Genomic DNA, 16,456 nt, shown 5'->3' with positions numbered 1-16,456 from the left:
CCGTCCCGTCAGGGGTCGGGAAGCCGTCAGAGACCGGGAAGGCGGCCGTTGCGGAACAGGTCGACGAAGAGCCCGTGGTCGGTCCTGACCTGCGCGCCGTAGGCGTGGGCGAAGTCGACGAGCATGCCGGTGAAGCCGTCGGTGTCGCCGCCGATCACGGCCACGATCGCGTCCTCGGTGGAGAAGTCGACCAGGTCGTGGCTGGACTCGTCGTCGGCCACCGAGTGCATGCGGGCCACGGCCCGGCCGAGGTCGCGGATCACCGAGGCGAGCTCCTCCGGCTCGTTGACATCGCCCCAGTCGAGGTCGGCGGAGTAGGGGGAGACCTCGGCGACGAGCTGGCCGACGCCGTTCAGCGTGGTGTAGCCGAGCCAGGGATCGGCGTAGGCCTGCAGGGCCCGCTGCGACTCGGCCGTGCGGTGCCCCTGGTGCTTGAAGTAGCCGTGCACCTTCTCGTCGGTGATGTGCCGGGCCACGGCCGGAACCTGGGCCTGCTTCATGTAGAGGATGACGTCGTTCTCCAGGGCCTGGGTGTGGCCCTCCAGCAGCATGTTGTAGGAGGGCAGCCCGGCAGAGCCGATGCCGACACCTGTGCGGAGCGCGAAGTCCTTGATCTTGTGTTCGACTTCGGAGACCGCGGGGAGCGTGGTCAGGTAGTCCTGGAAGGCCGCTTCCACCGCACGCCTGGTGTCGTCGTCGACGGGGTGGCGGCCCTCTAGCGCGGCGAACCTGCGGTCGAAGTTGTCGATCGTGGTCTCCGCGTCCAGCAGCGCCACCCGGGTGTTGAGCCGGGCCACCTGCAACACCCGGTGGAGCACGCCGGTGGTGGTCTCCAGGGTCAGCGCGCCGATCGCGTCGTCCCCGCCCTCGGAGATGCCGGTCAGTTCGGCGAGGTAGGAGTGGGCGAACTCGGTCACCAGTTCGGTGATCACATCGTCCGACAGCGCCTTGGCGTATCCGATGAGCGCGACGCTGGCCACGAAGCGCTTGAGGTCCCAGACGTAGGGGCCGACGTAGGCCTCGTCGAAGTCGTTGACGTTGAAGACCAGGACGCCCGAGGCGTTCATGTAGGTTCCGAAGTTCTCGGCGTGCAGGTCGCCGTGGATCCACACCCGGCTCGTCTGGCCGTCGAGAAAGGCGTCGTCGGCGAACGCCCCGGTCATGTCCGCGTAGAACAGGCAGGCGCTGCCTCGGTAGAACGCGAAGGGGGAGGCGGCCATCTTCCGGAACTTGCGCCGGAAGGCGGCGGGGTCACGGCTGATGGAGTCACCGAACTCGGTGATGAGGGTGTCGAGAATGTGGGCCGAGCGCCCATCGATGGTCATGATTCGCACGGTAAGGGGAGAAACCGAAACTCCGCTAGGTGCAAGCCGTCACGAATATGGAACGTGCCAATTGTCGTATTTGGTGGGAGGCGTTTGCCCTGGTGACGCCCGGTTCGGCGGGCCGATCCGGGCGAGGGAAGAACGGGCGAGGGAAGAACGGGTGAGGGAAGAACCGGGTGAAGGGAGAAAAGGGAAGGACACGGCGATGAGCGCCATTATCAAGGTGTCGGCGTCAAGGCCGCTCGCGGTGATCGCTCGATGGCCGCGTTTCCGGCCTTGGCCTCCACGTCCCATCGTGAACAGCGCCGTGTCACCCCGCCGCGACGCCGGTGTGACGCACGCGTGACGGCGGCGTCACCGGCGAGCGGCCGGGCGCAACCCGGAGACGAGTTCGCACAGGCGCGGCGTCGGGTGCAGGCCCAGCTCGGTATGGAGGTGACGCTCGTAGCGTTCGAAATGCCGTAACGCCTCGACCTGGTTCCCCTCCGCGAGGTGAGCCCGGATGAGCGCGGCACAGGCGCTTTCGCGCAGCGGTTCCGCGCGCGCGGCCACGCTGGCGGCGGCGACCGCGTCGGCGAACCGGCCCGCCGCGATGAAGCCGGAGGTCAGCGTTTCCAGGGCGTGCAGGCGGAGTTGATGCCACTCCTCCGCCTCGACGAGGACCCAGTCGTCGTACCAGCCGGGCAACAGGCGGTTCGACAGGAGGGAGACGGTCTTCGCGCTGAGGTCTCCCTCTCCGGCGGGCAGGGCGGGATCGAGGATGCGCCGGGCCAGCGCTCGGGCGTCGTGGAAGTCCACGCCGACTCCGGGGGACAGTCCTATCTCTGTCGTGCCGACATGGAGTATCCGCTGCTTGACACCATTCATGCGCGCCAATGCCGATCGCAGGCTGGCGCACGCGCGCCGCTCCGGCGCGTCGGGCCAGAGGGTTCCCGCCAGCAGGTTCCGGGAAACGGCATGACTGCAGAGTGCGACGAACGCCAGAAGGCGCTCGGCCCCGCCCGAGACCGCCACCCGGTCGTCCCCGGCCGTCAGCCGGAAGCCGCCCAGAAGAGTGACCCACAGAGGGGCCCGGTCGCCGCTCTCCATAGCCCTCCCGTCCCCTGACCATCCGGGAACAGAATCATCCGGTCGGCAGCCATTCCGTTATATCCACTATTGTCCGATATGTTCCCAAGGAGTGTCGAGACGCCGGGCCGTCCGGGCGTGCATGCCGTACGGCCTGCCGGGAGGTGGGTCGGTCGTCCGGTATCGCGGCGAGCGGTTCCCTCGCGCCGGTGGCGCGGTTTTGGGCCTTGTCGGAGCAGGGGGCCGGGGTTACGATCCGCGCAACTGTTAGGAAACTTTCTTGTAAGAAAGTGTGCCCACATGCGCAGACTCGCTTCCATGCTGCTGGTTCTCGCTCTGGCGACCGCTCTCGCCACCGTTTCCGCCCCCGCCGGTGCCGCCGCCCGCCTGACCGCGGCCTTCACCCTCAGCGGCAACCGGGGCACGTTCGTGGTGAGCAATCCCAACAGTGCGCCGGTCACCGGCTGGTCGATCCAGTTCGACCTGCCGGCCGGAGTCACCGTCGGCGACGCCCAGCACGCCACCACCGCGCAGAGCGGGACGCGAGTCAGGCTGACTCCGGCCTTCTACATCAACACCGTGAGGGCGAACGGGAACACCGAGCCGTACAGCCCCACGTTCACCCTCAGCTCGGCGGCCCAGCCGACGAACTGCACCATCAACAACGCCAACTGCGACGGCAGCGGCGACCCGGCCCCACCGGACGCGCCCGTCACCGCGACCTACTCGGCCAGTGGGACACAGGGGAAGTTCGTGGTCGGCAACAACACCGACACCGCGCTCAACGGCTGGTCGATCACCTTCGACCTGCCCGCGGGGGTCACCGCGAGCGGAGCCCAGCACGGATCATTGAGCCAGAACGGCCGCCAGGTCACGCTGAGCCCGGCCCACTACAACACCACGGTGGCGGCACACGGAACCACCGAACCGTACAGTCCCACGTTCACGCTGAGCAGCGCATCCGCCGAGCCGGCCAACTGCCGGATCAACGACGTGAGGTGCGACGGTTCGGCTGACTCACCACCCGCCGCGCCGGGCAACTTGCGCTCACCGGTCAACACCACCACGACCGTGTCGCTGGCGTGGGACACCTCGGCTCCGGGAAGCCTCCCGGTCGTCGGCTACCAGGTCTACAACGGCGCCGACCTCGCCACGACGGTCACCGGGACGGCCGCGACCCTCACCGGCCTGACCCCGAACACCGAATACGCGTTCACCGTGAAGGCCAGAGACCGCAAGGGAACCCTGTCCCCGGCCAGCGCGGTCCTCAGGGTGAAAACCAACAACGCCGGCGACGACACCCAGCCGCCGACCGCGCCCGCGAACCTGCGCGGCACCGGCAAAAACTCCTCCAGCGTCTCGCTGGCGTGGGACGCCTCGACCGACAACAAGGGCATCGCCGGTTATGACGTCTACGTCGGCACCACCGTGGCGACCACGGTGACCGGAACCTCGGCGACGGTCGGCGGGCTGTCGCCGTCCACCGAGTACACCTTCACCGTGCGGGCCCGCGACGTGTACGACAACACGTCGGCGGCGAGCAACACGTTGAAGGTGAGCACCGACGACATCATCGGCGGCGGGTACGCCAGGATCGGCTACTTCGTGCAGTGGGGCATCTACGGCCGCCAGTACTTCGTGCGCAACCTCGACACCACCGGCGCCGCGGCGAAACTGACCCACATCAACTACGCCTTCGGCAACATCGACCCGGTGAACCTGACCTGCCTGCAGGGCGTCACCAAGGGCACCACGCCGAACCCCCAGGACCCGAACCAGGGTGACGGCGCGGGTGACGCGGACGCCGACTACGGCAGGCCGATGAGCGCGGCGCAGTCGGTGGACGGCGTCGCCGACACCGGGTGGGAGAAGCTACGCGGCAACTACAACCAGCTCCGCAAGCTCAAGGCGAAGCACCCGCACCTGAAGGTGCTGATCTCGCTCGGCGGCTGGACCTACTCGAAGTACTTCTCCGACGTGGCGGCCACCGACACGGCCCGGCGCAAGTTCGTGAGTTCCTGCATCGACACTTACATCAAGGGGAACCTGCCGGTGTACAACGGCGCGGGCGGCCCGGGCAGCGCCGCCGGGATCTTCGACGGCATCGACCTGGACTGGGAGTGGCCGGGCGCCGAGGGCCACGCGGGAAACCACGTCGGGCCCAACGACAGGGCGAACAACACGTTGCTGATCGCCGAGTTCCGCAAGCAGCTCGACGCGCTGACCCGGGAGACCGGAAAGCGTTACCAGCTCACCGCGTTCACCCCGGCCGACCCGGCGAAGATCGCCGCGGGCTGGGACCTGCCGGAGGTCGCCAAGTCCCTGGACGTCTTCAACATCCAGGGCTACGACTTCCACGGCGCGGGCAGCGACAACTCATGGGAGCCCAACCGGACCGGACACCAGGGCAACCTGTACGCCGACACCGACGACCCCTACTCCTTCCACTTCAGCGTCGAGAACGCGGTCAACGCCTATCTCCAGGCCGGGGTGAACCCGCGCAAGCTCACCATCGGGTTGGCCTACTACGGGCGTGGCTGGCAGGGCGTCGCCGACGGCGGGAGATCCGGCGAGTGGCAGTCGGCCACCGGCGCGGCTCCGGGGCAGTTCCAGGAGGAGGCGGGCACCCGCGGCTACGGCAACCTGGTGGCTTCCGTACCGGGATGCGCCGTACGGCACGACGAGCAGGCGGTGGCGACCTCCTGCTTCACCGGCGACGGAGGCCAGTGGTGGACCTTCGACGACACATGGTCGATCGGCAGGAAGGCCGCATGGTTGCGTGGAAAGGGTCTGCTGGGCGCGATGATCTGGGAGATGTCCGGTGACCCCGGCACCCTGACCACCGCCCTGGACGCCGCCCTGAAGTGACCCGCTCGGCCGGGCGGCCTTCGGCCGGTGTGGTGGGTGGAGGCACACGAACGGCCCCGCCGGATGGGCGGGGCCGCACGTGCGAAGGGGCTGACTGACCTCAGAGGACTGATCTCAGCTGGGAGGATCAGACCACGAGGCTGTGCGAACCACCTGCGGAGACGGAGGTGAGCCCGCTGACGCCCGTCCGGATGCCGACGGGGAAGGGACTGTCATTGGGAGCGTTGCCGTTGCCGAGCTGGCCGTTGAGGTTGTTGCCCCAGGCCTGGACGGGCTGGTTGGAGGCCAGCGCCAGGCTGTGAGAGCCGCCCGCGGCGATGGCGAAGACGCCGCTCAGGACGCCGACGCCGCCGGTGCCCAGGACGGTGACCGGGAAGGGGCTGTTGGCGTTGGCGCCGCCGTCGCCGAGCTGGCCGTCGCTGTCGCTGCCCCAGGATCGGACGGTACCGTTGTTCAGCAGGGCCAGGCTGTGGTTGCCGCCTCCGGCGATGCGCTGGACGCCGCTCAGGACGCCGGGGCCGCCGGTGCCGACGACCTGGACGGGGAAGGGACTGTCGGCGTTCGGGCCGCCGTTGCCGAGCTGCCCCTCGTCGTCGCGGCCCCAGGTCCTGACGGTGCCGTCGGCCAGCAGCGCCAGGCTGTGGACACCACCCGCGGCGATGCGCCGGACGTTGCTCAGGACGCCGACGCCGCCGGTGCCCAGGACCTGGACGGGGAAGGGGCTGTCGGCGAGAGCGGCGCCGTCGCCGAGCTGGCCCTCGTCGTCGCTGCCCCAGGCTCGGACGGTGCCGTCGGCCAGCAGGGCCAGGCTGTGGTTGCCGTCGGCGGCGATGGCCACGACGTTGGTCAGGACGCCGACGCCGCCCGTGCCGAGGACCTGGCCGGGGGTGGAACTGTCCGCGTTGGCGCCGCCGTTGCCGAGCTGGCCTTCGTTGTCGCTGCCCCAGGACCAGACGGTGCCATCGTTCCGCAGCGCCAGGCTGTGGTTGTTGCCCGCGGCGACGGCCGTGATGTCGCTCAGGCCGGCCACGGTGCCCGGCGTGAGGTTGTTCCCGTCAGGAAGGGCGGCACCGTCGCCGAGCTGGCCCTCGACGTTGCGTCCCCAGGCCTCGATGGTGCCGTTGCCCAGCAGCGCCAGGCTGTGGGAGCCGCCTCCGACAACGCTGACGACTCCGGCGGTGGTCAACCCGGCCGCCGTCACCGGGGTGTTCCGCTGGGTTGTCGTGGCATCGCCGAGCTGGCCGGAGCCGTTGAGTCCCCAGGTCTTGACCCGCGTCGACGCCGCCGATGCGGGTGACGCCCCCGTCGCCACCATCAGCGTCGCCAATGTCAGCCCCAGCGCGGCGGTCGCCGCGCCTCGCATCTGTCCCGAAAAAGAAACGGGAACCGACTTCATAATGATTTCCCCCGAATAGGATATATGAGATGCCGCCTGCGGCGCCTTTCCCGCCGCACACGCCGGATTCAAAGACAATCCGCACCGTACCACTCTGTGTTCGTCAGATCGGGGAACCAATCGCTCGCCTGGCATTTGTGCCGCACGACTCAAAGAAGTGTTGGCGACCCGTCCAATATGGTCCGCTGCGAAATCCGTAAAATCGGCCTGAAGTGGAAATGGTGGCTTTAACGGGTGGAAGTGGATGCGATGCCGAGATGGGCGACAGATCGGCGATTAGCTGACCAAGGCGGTCGCTCGGCCCGGCCAGGCGGGTCGGGAACGGCCGGTCGGGTGCTCCTTTCCCGGTGGTGGCCGTCGCGATGTTCAGTGGCTCAGCCGTGGTGCGCCGGGAGGCGCCGCCGTTTTCGGGTTCCGGCTCGCCGCGGAAACGGGGGAGATGCCCGGTGGGGTTGGGCGGCCTCGCCGCGGGCGACAGGTGGAAGCGGTTGGCCTCTCTGCTGCGCTGCGCTGGGAGAACCCAGTCCGGCGGGACCGCATGTGATGGGGGCGGGGGGATGATCTCGGGCGGGAGGATCAGACCACGAGGCTGTGCGCTATACCTGCGGAGACGGACGTGAGCCCGCTGACCCCCGTCCGGATGCCGATGGGGAAGGGGCTGTCTGTGGTGGACCCGTTGCCGAGCTGGCCGTTGCTGTTTTCGCCCCAGGTCTGGACAGATTGGTTGGAGGCCAGCGCCAGGTTGTGGTCGCGACCTGCGGCGATGGCGAAGACGCCGCTCAGGATGCCGGGGCCGCCGGTGCCCAGGACGGTGACGGGGAAGGGACTGTCGGCGAGGGGGAGGCCGTTGCCGAGCTGGCCGCTGCTGTCATCGCCCCAGGACCTGACGGTGCCGTTGTTCAGCAGTGCCAGGCTGTGGTTGTTGCCTCCGGCGATGCGCTGGACGCCGCTCAGGACGCCGGTCCCGCCGGTGCCCACGACCTGGACGGGGACGGAGCTGTCGATGGGGGTGTTGTTGTCGCCGAGCTGGCCGTCGCCGTTGTCGCCCCAGGTTCTGACGGTGCCGTCGGCCAGCAGCGCCATGCTGTGGCTGTCGCCCGCGGCGATGCGCCGGACGTTGCCCAAGGTGCCGGTCCCACCGGCGCCCAGGACCTGGACGGGGACGGGGCTGTTGACGAGGGGGAAGCCGTTGCCGAGCTGGCCGTCGCCGTCGCTGCCCCAGGTTCTGACGGTCCCGTCGGCCAGCAGCGCCATGCTGTGGTCGCCGTCGGCGGCGATGGCCACGACGTTGGTCAGGACGCCGGTCCCGCCGGTCCCGAGGACCTGGACGGGGGTGGAGCTGTCGACGTTGGGGCCGCCGTTGCCGAGCTGGCCGCTGTCGTCGCGGCCCCAGGCCCAGACGGTGCCATCGTTCCGCAGCGCCAGACTGTGGGCGATGCCCGCGGCGACGGCTGTGATGTCAGACAGATTGACCACGGTGCCCGGTGTGAGGTTGTTCCCGTCGGGAAGGGTGGCGCCGTCACCGAGCTGGCCCTCGTCGTTGCGTCCCCAGGCCTCGATGGTGCCGTTGCTCAGCAACGCCAGGCTGTGGAGGCCGCCGCCGGCGACGGAGACAACCCCGGCGGTGGTCACCCCGGCCGCCGTCACCGGGGTGTGCCTCTCGGTCGTCGTGCCGTCGCCGAGCTGGCCGTCGCCGTTGTACCCCCAGGTCTTGACCCGCGTCGACGCCGCCGACGCGGGCGATGTCCCCGTCGTCGCCACCATCAGCGTCGCCAGCGTCACCCCTAGCGTGGCGGTCGCCGCTTTCCGCATTTGTCCCGAAAATGAGCTCGGAACCGACTTCATAATGATTTCCCCCGAATAGGATATACGAGATGCCGCCTGCGGCGATTTTTCACCGCACACGTCGGATTCGACGGCAATCCGCACCGTAGCACTGGATGTTCATTGATTCGGGGAGCCGATCGCCCCCTGATGCTTGTGCCGTACGACTCAAAGAAACGTCGGCAAATCATCCCATGCAATGGGCTATAGAAACCCTTAAGTCAATCCTAAACGGAAATGAGGCATTTAATGGATGGCGAAGGGCGGGATGTAAAGATGAGTGGCAGATCGGTGATCAGCTGATGAAGCTGGTCATTTTGCTCGGCTGGAAGACGCCGGTTCCGGCGGACGGCTCGGTTGTTTTCGGCGCGGCGGTGTGCAGTGCCGTACGAACTCGTCGAGACGGCTCGTCTTTCTCCGCCTCGACCAGCCGTTGATCCACCGGACCGGTTCCGGAGTTGGTCGTGAACGGCGGCCTGCGTGGAGCTCGCTGTGGAAGTGATGGCGAGCGGGTCGGTGTCGAGGCGGAGAAGCCGGCGAGATTCCGCTGTGAGATGCCGGGTGAACCTAATAGGAATGGGACTGCGTGTGTGAAGTGGGGGGTTGATCTCGGGCGGGAGGGTCAGGCCACGAGGCTGTGCCCAGCACCTGCGGAGACGGACTTGAGTCCGCTGACGCCCGTCCGGATGCCGACGGGGAAGGGGCTGTCATTGGGAGCGTTGCCGTTGCCGAGCTGCCCCACGCTGTTTTCGCCCCAGGCCTGGACGGGCTGGTTGGAGGCCAGCGCCAGGCTGTGGGCGCTGCCCGCGGCGATGGCGAAGACGCCGCTCAGGACGCCGACGCCGCCGGTGCCCACGACAGTGACCGGGAAGGGGCTGTTGGCGTTGGCGCCGCCGTCGCCGAGCTGGCCGTCGCTGTCGCTGCCCCAGGATCGGACGGTACCGTTGTTCAGCAGGGCCAGGCTGTGGAAGCCGCCTCCGGCGATGCGCTGGACGCCGCTCAGGACGCCGGGGCCGCCGGTGCCGACGACCTGGACGGGGAAGGGACTGTCGGCGTTCGGGGCGCCGTTGCCGAGCTGGCCGCTGCTGTCGTCGCCCCAGGTCCTGACGGTGCCGTCGGCCAGTAGCGCCAGGCTGTGGGCGCTGCCTGCGGCGATGCGCCGGACGTTGGTCAGGACGCCGGGGCCGCCGGTGCCGACGACCTGGACGGGGAAGGGGCTGTCGGTGTTGGCGCCGCCGTCGCCGAGCTGGCCGTCGCTGTCGTTGCCCCAGGATCGGACGGTGCCGTTGTTCAGCAGGGCCAGGCTGTGGTTGCCGTCGGCGGCGATGGCCACGACGTTGGTCAGGACGCCGGTCCCGCCGGTGCCGACGACCTGGACGGGGACGGGGCTGTTGGTGTTGGCGCCGCCGTTGCCGAGCTGGCCGTTATTGTCGAGGCCCCAGGCCCAGACCGTGCCGTCGTTCCGCAGCGCCAGGCCGTGAGCACTGCCCGCGGCGATGGCCACGATGCCGGACAGGCCGACCACGGTGCCTGGTGTGTGGTTGTCGGCGAAGGTGCCATCGCCGAGCTGGCCTTCATCGTTGCGTCCCCAGGACTCGACGGTGCCGTTGGACAGCAGCGCCAGGCTGTAGTTGGCGCCTGCGGAGACGCTGACGACTCCGGCCGTGGTTGCCCCGGCCGCCGTCACCGGGGTGTGCCGATCGATTGTCGTGCCGTCGCCGAGCTGGCCCTCGGAGTTGAACCCCCAGGTTTTGATTCGCGTCGCGGCTGACGCCGACGCGGGCGATGCCCCCGTCGCCACCATCAGCGTCGCCAGCGTCAGCCCCAGCGCGGCGGTCGCCGCGCCTCGCATCTGTCCCGAAAAAGAAACGGGAACTGACCTCATAATAATTTCCCCCGAATAGGATATATGAGTGCCGTATGCGGCGTATTTCCTGCCACACGCGCCGCATTCGAAGACAATCTGCACCGTACCACTCTGTGTTCATCAGATCGGGGAACCAATCACTCGCCTGGCATTTGTGTTGCACGGCTCAAAGGAACGTTGGCGCCCCATCTGGCGCGACACGCTACGAAACCCGTTAAATCGGCCTGAAGTGGAAATGGTGGATTTACTGATGGTTTCAAAATGAGCGGGGTGCAACCACTGTCCCTGCTGGATGCGATCCCGCCCATCCGCGGAGTGCGTGGCAGGCCTCGGCGCAAGCTCCGGCGCCTGTACGCCGACCGCGGCTACGACTACCCGAGCCGACTACCCGAGCCACCGCGGCCACCTGCGCAAATGCGGCATCACGCCGGTCGTCGCCCGCCGCGGAGTAGATTCCCGTTCATGATCGATACATGGGCGGCAGAAGCGATCGCACGACTGGACGAGGACATGGCACGGACCGGCCTCACACCGTTGCGGTCGTTCCCGTTGCCCGCCGACTGGGGGGTACGGCTCTGGCTGAAGGATGAGTCCGTGCATCCGACAGGCAGCTTGAAGCACCGCCTGGCCCGCGCCCTGTTCAGGACCGCCATCACCGCCGGCCACATCACGCAGGGCACCGCGGTGGTGGATGCCGCCGGCGGCATGATGGCCGCCGCCCAGGCCTACTTCGCCAGAATGCTCGGCCTGCCGTACACCGCCGTCATGCCGCGCAAGTCCTCCGGGGAAGGCGTTGAACGGTTGGGCGGGACCTGTCGGTATGTCCATCCTCCGCTGGCCGTCTACGGCGAGGCCGCGAAGCTGGCCGAGGAGATGGGCGGCCACTACATGGACTATTACAGCTCAGCCGCGACCGTCGACTGGCACGGGGAAAGCCTCGCTGAGGAGCTCCTCGACCAGGTGGACCAGTGCCCGGCGTGGATCGTGGTCGGCGCGGGCACAGGCGCCACCTCCGCCGCTATCGGCCATCACCTGCGCGAACGGCGGCTACCCGGGAGGCTGGCCGTGGTCGACCCGGAGAACTCCGCCTACTTCCCCGGCTGGACCACCGGTGCCGCCGACTACACCACCGGCATGCTGTCACGGATCGAAGGGATCGGCCGACCGCGCATGGAACCCGCCTTCGCTTCCTCTCTCGTCGATCTGGTCGTTCCCGTTCCCGACGCCGCGAGCGTGGCGGCCGCCCGCCGGGTTCGCGAGGTGACCGGGCTGGCGGTCGGCCCTGCCAGCGGAACGAACCTGTGGGGCGCGCTGGAACTCATCATCCGCATGCACGCCCGAGGCGAGCGCGGCGATGTGATCACCGTGATCGGTGATGTGAGCGAGCGCCACCTGCGGACCTGCCACGACGACGTCTGGGCCGAGGCCGCAGGGCTGGACTGGCGACCGCACGCGGCGCGCCTGGCGCGCCTGCTCGACAGTGAACGGCCATGACGGCCCGGTACTCCCAAAGATCGGTCACTTTGCCCTCCATCGCGGAGGGAGTCGGCGGGGGCCTAATGCGGTGTGCTGAGAAAGCCTGGCCCGGACGGGGTGGGGCATGAAGGGGTTGTGGGGGTTGGTCTCGGGGGGGAGGGTCAGGCCACGATGCTGTGGAAGCCGCCTCCGGCGATGGAGGTGAGTCCGCTGACCCCGGTCCTGATGCCGACGGGGAAGGGGCTGTCGTTGGGGGCGTTGCCGTCGCCGAGTTGGCCGGTGCTGTTGTCACCCCATGCCTGGACGGGCTGGCCGGAAGCCAGCGCCAGGCTGTGGAAAGCACCTCCGGCGATGGCCGTGACGTTGGTCAGAACGCCGGTGCCGCCGGTGCCGACGACCTGGACAGGGACGGGGCTGTCGGTGTTGGCGCCGCCGTTGCCGAGCTGGCTGTTGCCGTCGCTGCCCCAGGCCCAGACGGTGCCGTCGGAACGCAACGCCAGGCTGCGATAGAGGCCCGCGGCGATGGCCACGACATTGGACAGGCCGGCCACGGTGCCCGGCGTGAGGTTGTTCCCGCCAGGAAGGGCGGCACCGTCGCCGAGCTGGCCCTCGAGGTTGCGCCCCCAGGCCTCGACGGTGCCGTTGCTCAGCAGCGCCAGACTGTGGGAAGCGCCTGCGGTGACACTGACGACTCCGGCGGTGGTCACCCCGGCCGCCGTCACCGGGGTGCGCCGGGCGGTCGTCGTGCCGTCGCCGAGCTGGCCCTCGCTGTTTTGACCCCAGGTTTTGACCCGCGTCGACGCCGCCGACGCGGGCGACGCCCCCGTCGCCGCCATCAGCGTCGCCAGCGTGACCCCCAGGGTGGCGGTCGTGGCTTTCCGTATTTGTCCCGAAAGTGAGCCGGGAGCTGACTTCATAGTGATTTCCCTCGAATAGGATATGTGAGATGTCGTCCGCAGTGCCTTTTCTGTCGCACACGCCGGATTCGACGACGATCCGCACGGTACCACTGGATGTTCACCGGATCGGGGAACCGGCTACTCGCTTGATGTCCGTGCCATACGAATCAAGGAAACGTCGAAAAGTCACTTCATATGTCATGTCATGGAGCTCGCAAAATAAATATGAAGCGGAAGCGGTGGGCCGACTTTAGATGTGATTGGGTGGTTTTGCCGCAGGCAACAGGCGAAGACGGCGCGTCTTCTCCACTTCAATCAGGCCGTTGATCCACTGGGCCGGTTTCGGGGATTGGTGTGGGCGGTGGCCGGTGTGGGGCTCGCTGCGGTAATGGTGACGAGCGGGCCGGTGTCGAGGCGGAGAAAGGCGACGAGATTCCGCTGTGAAGCGCTGGGGAACCCGGACGGGGCGGGCCGTGTGTGAAGGGGATGGGGGGTTGGTCTCGGGGTAGGAGGGTCAGGCCACGACGCTGTGCTGACTGCCCGCGGAGACGGACACGAGTCCGCTGACCCCGGTCCGGATGCCGACGGGGAAGGGGCTGTCGGCGGTGGAACCGTTGCCGAGCTGACCGTTGCTGTTCGACCCCCAGGAATGGACGGGCTGGTTGGAGGCCAGGGCCAGGCTGTGGGAGCCGCCCGCGGCGATGGCGAAGACACCGCTCAAGACGCCGGTGCCACCCGGGCCGACGACGAGGTCGGGGCTGGCGTCGCCGCCGACGTTGGCGGTGCCGTCACCGAGCTGACCGTCGGAGTCGTCGCCCCAGGCGTCGACGGTGCCGTCGGCCAGCAGCGCCAGGCTGTGCCTGGCGCCCGCGGCGATGCGCGTCGCGGCACCGTCCAGACCGACGACGAGGTCGGGGCTGGCGTCGCCGCCGACGTTGGCGGTGCCGTCACCGAGCTGACCGAACGTGTCGTCGCCCCAGGCGTCGATGCTGCCGTCGGCCAGCAACGCCAGACTGTGAAGGCTGCCCGCGGCGATGCGCCGGACGGGGCCGTCCAGGCCGACGACAGGGCCGGGGGTGGCGTTGGCGCCGCCGACGGTGCCGTCACCGAGCTGACCGGCTGAGTCGTCGCCCCAGGCGAAGAGGACGCCGTCAGAGCGCAACGCCAGGCTGTGGTCGCCGCCCGCGGCGATGGCCACGATGCCGGTCAGACCGGGCACCTGGATGGGGCGGGGGTTGTCGGCGGGGCCGATGGTGCCGTCGCCGAGCTGTCCGGACGTGTCGTCACCCCAGGCCCAGACGGTGCCGTCGGAGCGCAACGCCAGGCTGTGGTCGGCGCCCGCGGCGACGGCCGTGATGTTGAACAGGCCGGCCACGGTGCCCGGCGTGAGCCTGTCGACGCCGACGCCGCTGTTGCCGTCGCCGAGCTGACCGCGGAAATCGTCCCCCCAGGCCTCGACGGTGCCGTTGCTCAGCAACGCCAGATTGAAGTCGTCGCCTGCGGCAACAGAGACGACTCCGGCCGTGGTCAATCCGGCCGCCGTCACCGGGGTGCGCCGGTCGTCAACTATCAGGCCGTTGCCGAGCTGGCCCTCGCTGTTTTGACCCCAGGTTTTGACCCGTGTCGACGCCGCCGCTGCCGCGGGTGATGTCCCTGTCGCCATCATCAGCGTCGCCAGCGTCACCCCCAGGGTGGCGGTCGTGGCTTTCCGTATTTGTCCCGAAAGTGAGCCGGGAACTGACTTCATAGTGATTTCCCCCGAATAGAATATGCGGAATGTCGCCTGCGGTGCCTTTTTCTGCTGCACACCGGATTCGACGACGATCCGCACGGTATCACTATGCGTTCACCAGCTCGGGGAACCGATCACCGATTGATGCTCGTGCCGTATGGCCCAAGGAGGCGCCGGAAAATCGCTCCGTGCGTCACGCTGTGAAATCCATGAAATCAGCCTGAAATGGAAGCAGCGGATCGAGTTTCGTTTCTCTGCCCCGGCTGGCCCTTTGATCCGCTGAACTGGTTTCGGAGGGGTGTCGTGGACGGCATGGCCGGTGGGGAGTCCGCTGTGGCTGTGGTGGTGAGCTGGTCGGCATCAAGGTGGGGAAAGTCGGCGAGAGCATGTTGCGGCGAGCTGGGAGAACCCAGCTTGGGCGGGGCCGCGTGGATAAGGAGGTGGGGGGTTGGTCTCGGGGTGGGAGGGTCAGGCCGCGATGCTGTGGAAGCTGCCTGCGGAGATGGAGGTGAGTCCGCTGACCCCGGTCCGGATGCCGATGGGGAAGGGGCTGTCGGTGGTGGAGCCGTTGCCGAGCTGGCCGTTGTTGTTGTCGCCCCAGGCCTGGACGGGCTGGCCTCCGGCCAGCGCCAGGCTGTGGTAAATGCCTCCGGCGATGGCGAAGACGCCGCTCAGGACGCCGGTTCCGCCGGTGCCCAGGACGGTGACTGGGAAGGGGCTGTCGGCGAAGGGAAGGCCGTTGCCGAGCTGACCCTCGTCGTCGCGGCCCCAGGTCCTGACGGTGCCGTTGTTCAGCAGCGCCAGGCTGTGGAAGCCGCCTCCGGCGATGTGCCGGACACCGCTCAGGACGCCGGTTCCGCCGGTGCCGACGACCTGGACAGGGGTGGGACTGTCGGCGAAGGGAAGGCCGTTGCCGAGCTGGCCGTTACTGTCGTCGCCCCAGGTTCTGACGGTGCCGTCGGCCAGCAGGGCCAAGCTGTGGCTGTCGCCTGCGGCGATGCGCCGGACACTGCCCAGGACGCCGGTGCCGCCGGTGCCGACGACCTGGACAGGGGTGGGACTGTCGGTGTTGGTGCCGCCGTTGCCGAGCTGGCCGTCGCTGTCGCTGCCCCAGGTCCGGACGGTGCCGTCGTTCAGCAGCGCCATGCTGTGGTTGCCGTCGGCGGCGATGGCCACGACGTTGGTCAGGAAGCCGACCCCGCCCGGGCCGACGACCTGGCCGGGGGTGGAGCTGTCGACGTTGGCGCCGCCGTTGCCGAGCTGGCCGCTGCCGTCGCTGCCCCAGGACCAGACGGTGCCGTCGGAGCGCAGCGCCAGGCTGTGGTTGCCGCCCGCGGCGACGGCCACGATGCCGGACAGGCCGACCACGGTGCCTGGCGTGAGGTTGATCCCGCCAGGAAGGATGGCACCGTCACCGAGCTGGCCCTCGACGTTGCGTCCCCAGGCCTCGACGGTGCCGTTGCTCAGCAGCGCCAGGCTGTGGAAGGCGCCTGCGGCAACACTGGTTACCCCGGCGGTGGTCACCCCGGCCGCCGTCACCGGGGTGTGCCGCTCGGTCGTCGTGCCGTCGCCGAGCTGGCCGTAGACGTTGAGTCCCCAGGTTTTGGCCCGCATCGTGGCCGACGCCGCCGATGCGGGCGATACCCCCGCCGTGGCCATCAGCGTCGCCAGCGTCACCCCCAGTGCGGCGGCCGTGGCTTTCCGTATTTGTCCCGAAAGTGAGCCGGGAACTGACTTCATAGTGATTTCCCCCGAATAGGATATGTGGAATGTCGCCTGCGGTGCCTTTTCTGTCGCACGCGCCGGATTCGGCGACGATCCGCACGGTATCACTAGATGTTCACCGGGTCAGGGATCCATCGCTCGCCCGATACTCGTGCCGTATGACTTGGCGAAATGCCAGAAAATCACCTCGCGTGTCGCACTACATAGCCTATGGAATGAACCTGAAGTGGAAATAGCTACCCGAATGGGTGGTGGAGGATGTGGTGGCACCGGGGG

General features: G+C 68.5%; 10 protein-coding genes and 1 pseudogene. 3 read left to right on the top strand and 8 right to left on the bottom strand.

Annotation, left to right across the window (positions count from 1 at the left end; all coding sequences use genetic code 11):
- Window positions 1-26: 26 nt before the first annotated feature.
- Window positions 27-1,325 (bottom strand): DUF2252 domain-containing protein, encoded by a 1,299-nt coding sequence (locus ACFY2X_RS10210; RefSeq protein WP_389935270.1) that lies wholly within the window; start codon window positions 1,323-1,325, stop codon window positions 27-29.
- A 354-nt stretch (window positions 1,326-1,679) separates the two neighbouring features.
- Window positions 1,680-2,414 (bottom strand): BTAD domain-containing putative transcriptional regulator, encoded by a 735-nt coding sequence (locus ACFY2X_RS10205; RefSeq protein ID WP_389935267.1) that lies wholly within the window; start codon window positions 2,412-2,414, stop codon window positions 1,680-1,682.
- Between the two features lie 297 nt (window positions 2,415-2,711).
- On the opposite strand from ACFY2X_RS10205, the gene ACFY2X_RS10200 reads away from it, so the two are divergent.
- Window positions 2,712-5,261 carry a glycosyl hydrolase family 18 protein gene (locus tag ACFY2X_RS10200; RefSeq protein WP_389935264.1) on the top strand — a complete coding sequence of 850 codons (2,550 nt, stop codon included), beginning with the start codon at window positions 2,712-2,714 and terminating at the stop codon, window positions 5,259-5,261.
- A 127-nt stretch (window positions 5,262-5,388) separates the two neighbouring features.
- On the opposite strand, the gene ACFY2X_RS10195 is transcribed toward ACFY2X_RS10200, so the two are convergent.
- The 3 genes from ACFY2X_RS10195 to ACFY2X_RS10185 all read right to left on the bottom strand — a co-directional run bounded on the left by ACFY2X_RS10195 (window position 5,389) and on the right by ACFY2X_RS10185 (window position 10,333).
- The gene (locus ACFY2X_RS10195) at window positions 5,389-6,624 is read right to left on the bottom strand and encodes an RCC1 domain-containing protein (RefSeq protein WP_389935262.1); all 1,236 of its coding nucleotides are present in this window, start codon (window positions 6,622-6,624) and stop codon (window positions 5,389-5,391) included.
- A 609-nt stretch (window positions 6,625-7,233) separates the two neighbouring features.
- Window positions 7,234-8,469 (bottom strand): RCC1 domain-containing protein, encoded by a 1,236-nt coding sequence (locus tag ACFY2X_RS10190; RefSeq protein ID WP_389935259.1) that lies wholly within the window; start codon window positions 8,467-8,469, stop codon window positions 7,234-7,236.
- A gap of 634 nt (window positions 8,470-9,103) precedes the next feature.
- The gene (locus ACFY2X_RS10185; protein WP_389935256.1) at window positions 9,104-10,333 is read right to left on the bottom strand and encodes an RCC1 domain-containing protein; all 1,230 of its coding nucleotides are present in this window, start codon (window positions 10,331-10,333) and stop codon (window positions 9,104-9,106) included.
- Between the two features lie 288 nt (window positions 10,334-10,621).
- On the opposite strand from ACFY2X_RS10185, the pseudogene ACFY2X_RS10180 reads away from it, so the two are divergent.
- Window positions 10,622-10,811, top strand: a pseudogene (locus ACFY2X_RS10180) (IS5/IS1182 family transposase); the annotation flags it as partial.
- A complete protein-coding gene (locus ACFY2X_RS10175) occupies window positions 10,811-11,842 on the top strand; it encodes a PLP-dependent cysteine synthase family protein (RefSeq protein ID WP_389935253.1) in 1,032 nt (343 codons plus the stop codon). The pseudogene ACFY2X_RS10180 and the gene ACFY2X_RS10175, both read left to right, overlap by 1 nt.
- A gap of 143 nt (window positions 11,843-11,985) precedes the next feature.
- Here ACFY2X_RS10175 and ACFY2X_RS10170 read toward each other — a convergent pair whose 3' ends face one another.
- The 3 genes from ACFY2X_RS10170 to ACFY2X_RS10160 form a co-directional block, all read right to left on the bottom strand.
- The gene (locus ACFY2X_RS10170) at window positions 11,986-12,741 is read right to left on the bottom strand and encodes an RCC1 domain-containing protein (protein WP_389935251.1); all 756 of its coding nucleotides are present in this window, start codon (window positions 12,739-12,741) and stop codon (window positions 11,986-11,988) included.
- Between the two features lie 496 nt (window positions 12,742-13,237).
- Complete coding sequence (locus ACFY2X_RS10165) at window positions 13,238-14,470, bottom strand: RCC1 domain-containing protein (RefSeq protein ID WP_389935248.1); 1,233 nt, start codon at window positions 14,468-14,470, stop codon at window positions 13,238-13,240.
- 453 nt (window positions 14,471-14,923) lie between these two features.
- Window positions 14,924-16,195 (bottom strand): RCC1 domain-containing protein, encoded by a 1,272-nt coding sequence (locus ACFY2X_RS10160; protein ID WP_389935245.1) that lies wholly within the window; start codon window positions 16,193-16,195, stop codon window positions 14,924-14,926.
- Window positions 16,196-16,456: the final 261 nt, after the last annotated feature.

Origin of the sequence: Streptosporangium sp. NPDC000396 (assembly GCF_042898655.1) — a bacterium.
GTDB lineage: Bacteria > Actinomycetota > Actinomycetes > Streptosporangiales > Streptosporangiaceae > Streptosporangium.
This window is presented reverse-complemented; position numbering and strand designations above follow the sequence as displayed.